Raw genomic sequence first — 10,879 nt, 5'->3', positions numbered from 1 at the left:
AAAAAACGGTAAATTAGGGCCAATCAGCCCTAATTTATCTGCTCCAATAAAGCAGCTTTCTTCGCAAAGGACATTGACCCCCTATGGCAACCTTGCTGTTAAGCGGAACACAACTTGAACCACAAGCACCGAGTGTGCCTAAAAACAAACCGTTCCTGATAACGGTTGGCTTTGTTTATCTCATAGCAATGCATGTTTTTATGCCAAATTTAGGTGGGGATGGGTTGTTGCTCCCCTTCAATGCAACGACTTGGCTTGCGATCAGTATTCCCTTAGCTCTTGGCTTATATCAAATGAGTAACTACCAACGTTTGAGATATTCCAAACTGACTATCGGTCTTTGGGTTTGCTGTGTGATCATGACGCTTCCGCTGTTTTTTGCTAACGCACAGTGGTACAGCGAACTAACCAGAATCATTGGTTTATGGGCTGGATTTTCACTTTTCTTAGTACTACAACAATTTCATTTCAGTAATAAAAACAAGCAGAAATTACTTCTGTTCATTGTCTTTGCTAGCCTCATTGAAGCACTATTTGGCGTTTATCAATACTGCGTTTTACACGCTGGAAATATCTTTAACTATGATACGGTAAAAAACCTGCCTTACGGTATCTTTCAACACCCTGATGCCATGGCCAGTTTCCTTGCTACCGGCCTTGTGCTTTCTGGATACTTATTGGCTCGCCAACCGAAAAAATACAATAAAAAACTCAGTGAAGTGAGCTTACTTTACATCACACCAGTCATCTCAACACCGCTAGTAATCGTTTTGCATTCTCTGGTTGGATGGATATCTGCTGCATTAGGTGTGTTACTTATTCTTCCTTATCTGTATCGTTTTTCACCTCACCAGCGTTTTATAAACTGGGTTTTGGCCACTGTTTGCGGATTAATCATTGGCTTAGGCACGCTGTATTTACAACACAATCAAGAGCACGTTGTAGAGCCTTACCTTTCATCCGTTCCTTATAGCAGCGTTCTTCCTCAAGCCATTGATATGCTGGTTGAAAAACCATTTACAGGCTATGGTTACGGCAAGTTTGAGTCGAGTTATATCCTGTATACCGCTAGACAACACCAGCTCAATCCAAACTACAAAGTAGGAATTCCATCAATGGAACATCCTCATAATGAGTTTCTATTTTGGGGGATTGAAGGCGGATTATTACCCGTATTAGGAATAGCTTTAGCGGCGAGCTTTGTACTGATTCGGATATACTCAGCGAAGAAAGGTACCCGATTGGCAATGTTCGCTTTGTTACTGCCAATCGTCATTCACAGCCTAGTTGATGCGCCTTTCTACCAGTCGAGCATTCATTGGTTAACGTTTATGATATTGCTGTTCTGGATTGACCAGCGCGTAGCGAAATATCGTGTGTTTCGTTTTAGCAAACTCAGCAGAACACTATTACGAATCACCAGTTTAATTCTACCAATCGTCACCTGTTTTTATATCGTGAGTGTGCTACATACCAATTTCTACCTGACTAAATTTGAAACATCGAACCCAAAACAACTGGATATATTAAATAAAGTCGTCAATCCAGTACTCATCAAAGACAGATTAGATTGGGAGATGTATAGCACTTATTTAGATCTAGGGTTAAACGAGAGGAAATACGAATACATCCAACCTTATATCGACTGGTCTTTGAAGATTATTCAAAGCAAACCAAGACCGGGATTGTATGAAAAGTTGATCATGGCTTATCAGGCGATTGGCGATACCAGCCGAGCGGAACAAACCAGAACTGAGGCCGCATTCCTGTTTCCCGAATTAGATTTTAGCCATATTCAATACCGAGGCTTAATCGATAACTCGGAACAAACAGAGACCGATTTAGAATAAAAAGAAAGGTGGCTTTCGCCACCTTTCTTTATTAATCGAAACTTTATTGATTCAGAGATTCTTCCAGCGCTCTGAGACACAAAGCGATATTTTCAGAACGGGCACCATAACCCATAACACCAATACGCCACGCCTTACCAGCTAGAGCTCCGAGCCCTGCACCAATTTCCAAATTGTATTCATTGAGAAGATGGCTACGAACTTTAGCGTCATCAACACCCTCTGGAATATAAACCGCATTCAGTTGAGGTAGGCGATATCCTTCTTCCACCACAAATTTGAAACCCATTTGTTCTAAACCAAGCTTGAGTTTTTCATGCATAGCTTGATGACGAGACCAAGCATTCTCCAACCCTTCATTTTTCAAAATCAACAATGCTTCGTGCAGTGCGTATAAACTGTTCACGGGGCCAGTATGATGATAGCTGCGTTTATTACCGCCTCCCCAATACCCCAACACTAAACTCTGATCTAAAAACCAACTTTGGATCGGCGTCTTTCTCGCTTGGATCTTATCGATCGCTTTTGCTGACAGAGTCAAAGGTGATAATCCCGGCACACAAGAAAGGCACTTCTGACTTCCAGAATAAACCGCATCCAATTGCCATTCATCCACCAGCAGTGGAACGCCACCTAATGAAGTCACGGCATCAACAATCGTCAGCATATTATTTTGCTTAGCCAAAGCGCCAAGTGTTTGAGCGTCACTCAAAGCCCCTGTTGATGTTTCAGCATGGACGAAAGCAAGAATTTTTGCATCGGGATGTTGCCTGATGGTTTGCTCTACTTTGCTGACAGATACTGGCGTGCCCCAATCATCATCGACCGTGATAGCAATTCCGCCACAACGGACTACGTTTTCACGCATACGCTCGCCAAAGACACCATTGCGGCAAACAATTACTTTATCGCCGGGCTCAACCAAATTGACGAAACACGCCTCCATGCCAGCGCTACCTGGTGCAGATACTGCGATGGTAAACTCGTTTTCAGTCTGGAAAGCATATTTAAGTAGCACCTTTAGCTCATCCATCATAGCGACAAACAGCGGGTCTAAATGGCCAACCGTTGGACGGCTTAGAGCTTGTAATACTTGAGGAGAGATATCCGAGGGACCAGGCCCCATAAGAATTCGATGCGGAGGGATGAAGCTTTGTATAGTCATAGGTGCTCCCAGTTATTAGTAGTAATAAGCTTTCACGGACGAAAATGTAGAGTACGGCAGAATCAAGACGACGGCAATTCGACAGAGGTCTATGCTGGCTGACAATTTCGACACATTTATTTTCATTTATCACAAATTTACAATTGACAACAGTTTCACAAAGCCGTTCAATGAGTGAGCTAATTATCCCTTACTCATTAGGGTTGTATGCGTGAGCTGATTTGAGCACAAATCGTAGCCGCACAGATACAACACTAAGCAGGAAGGGATAACAGAAGAGGAGCACTGCCCAGGCAGATGTTTTGTGGAGCCTCAACTCCAAAACAAAACATTCAGGGGGAGCAGTGCCGAGATAAATCAAAGTTGTGGATTTGATTTATCGGTTGTCAGGGTTGAATCCCTTCAACTGTCATCGGTGCTATGCTGATGAAGAGCTTCTGAGGAATTTTATACAACCTGCCTGTTGTTACTCCCCTCTATTTTGCTCTAAGAAACTCTCTTCAAAACATTGGAAGTTGGATTACCAACCTTTTTTATTTCTAGGAAGTCCGGGAGAAATGTAGTGAGCGCATTTAATGTCGCCAAGTTTGGTGGAACAAGTGTTGCAAATTTTGAAGCAATGAGCCGTTGCTCTGCAATTATCGAAAATAACCCACAAACACGATTAGTCGTCAGCAGTGCTTGCTCTGGCGTAACGAACTTACTTGTTGAACTTGCTAATGGCGTTCAGGATGCAGATCAAAGATTAAGCATCATGAAACAGTTGGCTGATATTCATGATTCGATTATCGACCAATTGTCTGAACCGACCCAAGTAGAAAAAGAAGTTCATTCGATGCTAGATAGCATCGCTAGCGCTGCCGAAGCTGCATCATTTCAGTCCAGCAAAAAGCTAACAGATCATTTAGTCGCTTGCGGCGAACTGATGTCAACCTATATCTTGACCCAGTTAATGCGTGAGCGCGGTGTTAATGCCGTTCGCTTTGATATTCGTGAAGTACTAAGGACAGACAGCCATTACGGCCGAGCCGAACCACAAATCGAAGAGATCGCGAAACTGGCTCAAGAAAAATTGGCCCCACTTTGTGCGGAATATGTGGTTGTTACTCAAGGATTTATCGGTTCCGATGAACAAGGCAATACCACAACACTTGGCCGTGGCGGCAGTGATTACTCGGCTGCTCTAATTGCTGAATCGGTAAAAGCTTCCGGTTTAGAGATTTGGACGGATGTTCCGGGGATCTACACAACCGATCCTCGCATTGCACCTAAAGCCGCTCCAATTCCAGAGATCAGCTTTAGTGAAGCCTCTGAAATGGCGAACTTTGGTGCGAAGATTCTCCACCCTTCAACACTGGTTCCTGCACTGCGTCATGAAATCCCTGTTTTTGTCGGTTCTTCAAAAGAACCAGAAAAAGGTGGCACCTGGATTCGTCAACAAGTCGAGAACTCACCACAGTTCCGAGCGCTAGCACTACGCTGCAATCAAACTATGGTGACGTTACGCAGTGCGAAGATGTTCCATGCGTATGGTTTCTTGGCGAAAGTATTCGAAGTTTTGGCGAAATACAAAATCTCGGTAGATCTTATCACCACTTCAGAGATCAGTGTGTCGCTGACGCTGGATAAAACGGACACATCAGGCGGTGCGCCTGAGCTGCCACAAGAAGCAAGAGAAGAATTACAAGAGCTTTGTACTGTAGAAGTTGAGCATAACCTTTGCCTAGTAGCATTGATTGGTAACCATATGGAAACCAAAGGCTATGCGAAAGAAGTGTTCAGCACCTTAGGTGATTTTAACTTGCGTATGATCTGCTACGGAGCAAGCGACCACAACCTTTGCTTCCTCGTCGATGCTCCTGAATCTAAAGCCGTGATTCAGAAGCTGCATTTGGATCTGTTCGAGAACCGATAATCAGATAACTCATCACATAAAACAAAGGTCACCAAACGGTGACCTTTTTCGTTTCTATGCTCGATAATCCTAACCGTTAATGTTAGGACCCAACCATTTTTCAGCTTCAAGGATGTCCCATCCTTTACGCTGTGAGTAACTCTGAACTTGATCATCTTGAATCTGAGCAACGGCAAAGTAACGAGAATCAGGATGTGAGAAATACCAGCCAGAAACAGATGCTCCCGGCATCATGGCGTAACTGGTTGTTAGTTCCATACCAATCTTCTCTTGAACACCTAATAGCTCCCAAATCGCGCCTTTTTCCGTATGTTCAGGACAAGCCGCATAACCCGGTGCTGGGCGAATACCCTGATATTTCTCGCGAATCAAATCTTCATTACTTAGATTTTCATCAGGAGCATAACCCCAAATCTCAGTACGCACTTTCATATGCAGATATTCAGCAAACGCTTCTGCCAAACGGTCAGCAACCGCTTGAACCATGATCGCGTTGTAATCATCGCCTTGAGCTTTGAAGTCGTCAGCCAGTTCACGCTCGCCAATACCACCCGTCACAGCGAACATACCTACCCAGTCTTGTTTGCCACTATGCTTAGACGCCACAAAATCGGACAAGCAGTAGTTAGCACCTTTTGGCTTCTCGGTTTGCTGACGCAGGTTATGCAGCACTTTAATCACTTGTTGCCGTGATTCATCCGCATACACTTCAATGTCGTCATCCACACTTGCCGCTGGGAACAGACCACAAATACCGTTCGCCTTCATAAGCCCTTCGCTTTCGATACGGTCAAGCCAATCATTCGCATCTTTGAAAAGCTTACGAGCCTCTTCCCCGACCAACTCATGGTCAAGAATTGCAGGATATTTTCCAGACAGAGACCAAGTCATAAAAAATGGCGTCCAATCGATGTACTGACGTAAGACAGAAACATCAAAATCTTTAAACACATGAATACCCGGTTTAACTGGTGCCGGTGGTGTGTATACCTGCCAATCTATTGCAGCTTTGTTTGCTCGGGCTTGCTCTAAAGTCACAGGTCGACTCTTCGGTTTTTTACGAGCGTGCTGTTCACGCGTTCTTTCGTAATCAAGATTCAGACGTTCAACAAACTCGGGACGACGCTCATCAGAAAGTAGTGCTGAACATACGCCTACCGCGCGTGACGCATTGTTTACATATACCACGGGTTGATGATAGTTCTGCTCAATCTTAACAGCCGTATGCGCCTTTGATGTGGTTGCGCCACCAATCAGTAGTGGTAACTCAAATCCTTGGCGCTCCATCTCTTTCGCTACGTGAACCATTTCGTCCAAAGACGGCGTAATCAAACCTGACAGACCGATAATGTCGACATTCTTCTCGCGAGCCACTTTCAGAATTGTCTCGCACGGCACCATTACGCCAAGGTCGATGATTTCATAGTTGTTACATTGCAGTACAACACCAACGATATTCTTACCGATATCGTGAACATCACCTTTCACGGTTGCTAATAGGATCTTACCGTTTGTCGACCCAGCTTGTTTCAGCGCATTGATGTAGGGCTCTAGGTACGCAACAGCCTGCTTCATCACTCGGGCAGATTTCACCACCTGCGGCAGGAACATTTTCCCTTCACCAAACAAGTCACCGACTACATTCATACCGTCCATTAATGGACCTTCGATTACTTCAAGAGGCTTGGTCGCTTTAGCCCTAGCTTCTTCAGTATCTTCAACGATAAATTCGGTAATACCTTTAACAAGTGCGTGCTCTAAACGCTTTTCAACTGGCCAAGTACGCCATTCCAGTAAAGAGGCATCTTCCTCTTTGCCAACGGCGTTCTCTCGGTACTCTTCAGCGATGTCCAACAGACGCTCAGTGGCGCCGTCGTCGCGGTTCAAAATGACATCTTCAACCGCATTACGCAGTTTATCTGGCACGTTGTCGTATATCTCTAACTGACCTGCGTTTACGATGCCCATGTCCATACCATTCTTAAAACAGTGGTATAGGAACACCGCATGAATCGCTTCACGTACGTAGTTGTTACCGCGGAAAGAGAAAGAGACGTTAGACACACCACCAGAAATCATTGCATGTGGAAGCTCGCGTTTGATATCTGCAACGGCGTTGATGAAATCGAGAGCATAGTTGTTGTGTTCATCAATACCGGTTGCGACGGCAAAGATGTTCGGGTCGAAAATAATATCTTCCGCAGGAAAACCCACTTGGTCGACAAGAATATGATAGGCGCGACGACAGATTTCGATCTTACGTTCACGAGTATCTGCTTGCCCTACTTCATCAAACGCCATAACGATAACGGCTGCGCCATAACGACGAATCAGTTTCGCCTGATGAATAAATTTCTCTTCGCCTTCTTTTAGAGAAATTGAGTTGACGATACCTTTACCTTGAATACATTTAAGGCCCGCTTCAATCACTTCCCATTTCGAGGAGTCCACCATAATTGGCACTTTCGAGATTTCAGGCTCTGATGCACACAACTTAAGGAATCGTTCCATACACGCCATCGCATCCAACATGCCTTCATCCATGTTGATATCAATGATCTGTGCGCCGTTCTCGACTTGCTCGCGAGCAACATCTAAAGCCTCATCATAGAGTTCTTCTTTAATAAGACGTTTGAAGCGAGCTGAACCCGTAACGTTAGTACGCTCACCAACGTTTACGAATAATGTTTCTGGAGCAATGCTAAGAGGCTCTAAACCAGACAATCGACACTCTACGTTGATCTTTGGAATAGCGCGTGGAGCAACCCCTGCAACCACTTTAGCCATTGCTGCGATATGCTCAGGGGTAGTACCACAACAACCGCCAACTAGGTTGAGAAATCCAGCTTGAGCCCATTCGCCAATGTGCTCTGCCATATCTTCTGGTGATAAGTCATATTCACCAAATGCATTTGGTAATCCCGCATTCGGGTGTGCAGACACATAACATTCTGAAATACGAGAAAGCTCTTCGACGTACTGACGCAGCTCATCGGGGCCCAAAGCACAGTTCAAACCAAAGGAAATTGGACGAACATGACGCAAGGAGTTATAGAATGCTTCTGTAGTTTGACCGGACAGAGTTCGACCTGATGCATCAGTGATAGTGCCTGAGATCATGACAGGCAGTTCGATACCGAGTTCTTCAAACACAGCATCAACCGCAAAGGCACATGCTTTCGCATTCAAAGTATCGAAAATGGTTTCGATCAAAATCAGATCACTGCCACCTCTAATTAAAGCGCGTGTTGATTCAGAGTAAGCAGTGACTAGCTGATCAAACTCGACATTACGGTAACCAGGATCGTTTACATCTGGAGAAATAGAACAAGTACGGTTAGTAGGACCTAATACGCCTGCGACATAACGTGGTTTATCCGGTGTTTTTGCAGTCCATTCATCTGCAACTTCACGTGCCAATTTGGCTGCGGCAAAGTTAATTTCTTCGCTCAAAGATTGCATGTCGTAATCGGCCATTGCAATCGTCGTCGCGTTGAAGGTATTGGTTTCAAGGATGTCAGCCCCTGCTTGCAAATAAGCAGAGTGAATTCCTCTAATTAACTGAGGCTGAGTGAGAACTAAGAGATCGTTATTTCCTTTTAGATCACAATGCCAATTGGCAAAACGTTCACCACGATAATCTTCCTCTTGCAATCTATGCTCTTGGATCATGGTGCCCATGCCACCATCAATCAACATAATACGTTGCTTCAATTGCGCTTCGATCTGGCGCTTTAGATTACTACCCACAGTACAGCCTCATTATTCCTTTATTGCTTGTTCGACATCCTATCACACATTGATTAGAAATCTAGACGTCTAAAACATCTAAATGACACAAATGCGTTCGTTATAAAATTGATAAATCTATAGGTAAAAAGTGTTTGCTATTTGTTCATCATCAAAGGACAATTTCGCTCACATTTAGTTACATTTGAAGAAGAAAATGTCGGTCTACTATACTCTGTGCTTTCTATCTGCTGCTGCAATGATGATTGCTTTTTTAAACAGTAAGATAGGTAAAATGCAAACCACAATAGCCATTACTGCTGGCTCTATGGTGCTCTCATTATTAATCCTTATTGCTGGTCAGAATGACTGGTTCCATCTCACTCAAATCGCAACGGAAACAGTCACAAGCATAAATTTTGAAAGCTTTCTGCTAAAGGGGATTTTAGGCTTCCTTTTATTTGCTGGCGGCCTCGGTATTAAACTCCCTCACTTAAAAGATCAAAAATGGGAGATTACTGTGCTCGCACTAGGCGCGACTCTGTTCTCTACCTTCTTCATTGGATTTGGCCTGTACGGCTTCTGTTACTTTATCGGTATTCATTTAGATCTTGTTTACTGCTTATTGTTTGGGTCGTTGATTTCACCAACCGACCCAATAGCAGTATTGGCTATCGTGAAAAAGCTCAATGCTCCTAAGCGAATCTCAACCCAAATCGAAGGTGAGTCGCTGTTTAACGACGGCTTCGGTTTAGTAATATTCGTAACTATCTTTACAGTTGCTTTCGGTAAAGAAGCGCCAACAGTAGGAAGTGTAGTCGCATTATTTGCGCAAGAAGCGATTGGCGGCATCATTTATGGTTTCCTACTAGGACTATTGTTCCACTACTTGATTAGCGCAACCAACGACCACTCAATGGAACTCTTACTGACTATAGGTGTACCAACCGCTGGTTATGTATTTGCAGACGTAATCCACGTGTCAGGCCCATTAGCCATGGTGGTATCAGGCATCATGATTGGTAACTGGACACGCTTTATTGGTTTCTCTAAAGAGAGTGAAGAACATCTCGATCACTTCTGGGAGTTGGTGGACGAGTTCTTAAACGGCGTCTTATTCCTTTTGATTGGTATGTCGATGCTTCTTTTCAAATTCCACGAAGAAGACTGGATCCTAATGGCTTTTGCTGTACCACTAGTACTGGCAGCCCGTTACTCTAGCGTGTTTGTCTCATATATAGGCTTCAAGCGTTACCGTAAATATAACCCTTGGTCGATAAAGATCTTAACATGGGGTGGACTACGCGGAGGCTTAGCTCTAGCGATGGCATTATCGATTCCTTCAGGAATGATGGTCATCCCAGATAAGCTTATCGACGTTAAAGAGCTGATTCTGGTAATGACCTACGCTGTTGTGGTGTTCTCTATTCTGATTCAAGGTTCTACAATCACTCCGATGATTGAAAAAGCCAAACTGAAAGAGAAAGAGATGGAAGAAGAGAATGCTCAACACAGCGATATACAAGAAAGCCAACAACAGAATGTCTAAGCATTAATCTTCAGGAAAGCAGCAACCTAGGTTGCTGCTTTTTTTTTGCCATTTGTTATGCACCAAAGAAGCATGGCCAATTTGCCTAGCCCTCCTTCCTTTAGCCCCACCATTAGTTCTCCTTTCATCTCCTTGCTCATAAGAACGTGATACCGTTGATCTATATTCTTATAAAACCATTGTTTAAAGAGAACAATAAGCAAAGGTACATGTAGCCCCATCAACGAGCATCAACTCAAGTATCGAAGCTTTAGCATCGCTCAATATTGTTGTTGAGTGGAGTGAGTGAAGAGGAAATGAAAAAGTAGGAAAGTAACTACTCTGGCTCAGGAGAGGTCATGTATTAAAAGTTAAAAGACTAGTTACTTATGAATAGTTTCTTTTTATTAAACAAACGGTAGAACCCAAGGTACTAAAAACCTGTATGATTCATGTGTTTCTGAAATCTGCTATTTATGACAAGACCTCAAATAGTAGCGGAACGGACGGAATTCATTAGTACCTTACTTAGCGTTCCACCGCCGTGACAGGCCGGCTTACTCTTAAACCAAGAGTAACCCACTGAATTTCCGCTTTGCATCGGTCACTTTTCTTCAGACGTAAAAAAGCCCCAGTCTTTCGACTGAGGCTTCAAATAGTGGCGGAGCGGACGGGACTCGAACCCGCGACCC

At 43.9% G+C, this 10,879-nt stretch carries 5 protein-coding genes and 1 riboswitch; of the genes, 3 read left to right on the top strand and 2 right to left on the bottom strand.

The genetic code is table 11. The features are described 5' to 3' along the window. Nucleotides 1–83: 83 nt before the first annotated feature. Nucleotides 84–1,850 carry a PglL family O-oligosaccharyltransferase gene (locus ACRQQK_RS09500; RefSeq protein WP_457511165.1) on the top strand — a complete coding sequence of 589 codons (1,767 nt, stop codon included), beginning with the start codon at nt 84–86 and terminating at the stop codon, nt 1,848–1,850. A 43-nt stretch (nt 1,851–1,893) separates the two neighbouring features. Here the strand turns inward: ACRQQK_RS09500 and ACRQQK_RS09495 are convergent, their stop codons facing one another. After that, nucleotides 1,894–3,015 carry a pyridoxal-phosphate-dependent aminotransferase family protein gene (locus tag ACRQQK_RS09495; RefSeq protein WP_457511164.1) on the bottom strand — a complete coding sequence of 374 codons (1,122 nt, stop codon included), beginning with the start codon at nt 3,013–3,015 and terminating at the stop codon, nt 1,894–1,896. 267 nt (nt 3,016–3,282) lie between these two features. Next, nucleotides 3,283–3,460: riboswitch (Lysine riboswitch) on the top strand. 117 nt (nt 3,461–3,577) lie between these two features. Between ACRQQK_RS09495 and lysC the strand changes: the two genes are divergently transcribed. Next, the gene (gene lysC, locus ACRQQK_RS09490; RefSeq protein ID WP_042489367.1) at nt 3,578–4,930 is read left to right on the top strand and encodes a lysine-sensitive aspartokinase 3; all 1,353 of its coding nucleotides are present in this window, start codon (nt 3,578–3,580) and stop codon (nt 4,928–4,930) included. Between the two features lie 69 nt (nt 4,931–4,999). Here lysC and metH read toward each other — a convergent pair whose 3' ends face one another. Continuing rightward, a complete protein-coding gene (metH, locus tag ACRQQK_RS09485; protein WP_457511163.1) occupies nt 5,000–8,680 on the bottom strand; it encodes a methionine synthase in 3,681 nt (1,226 codons plus the stop codon). Nucleotides 8,681–8,876: 196 nt separating this feature from the next. On the opposite strand from metH, the gene ACRQQK_RS09480 reads away from it, so the two are divergent. Continuing rightward, nucleotides 8,877–10,208, top strand: coding sequence for a cation:proton antiporter (locus ACRQQK_RS09480; RefSeq protein ID WP_457511162.1), 1,332 nt, complete (start codon nt 8,877–8,879; stop codon nt 10,206–10,208). Nucleotides 10,209–10,879: the final 671 nt, after the last annotated feature.

This window comes from Vibrio sp. C8, from assembly GCF_054051265.1.
Note: the sequence above shows the minus strand (reverse complement) of the source record. Positions and strands in the feature narration are given on the sequence as shown.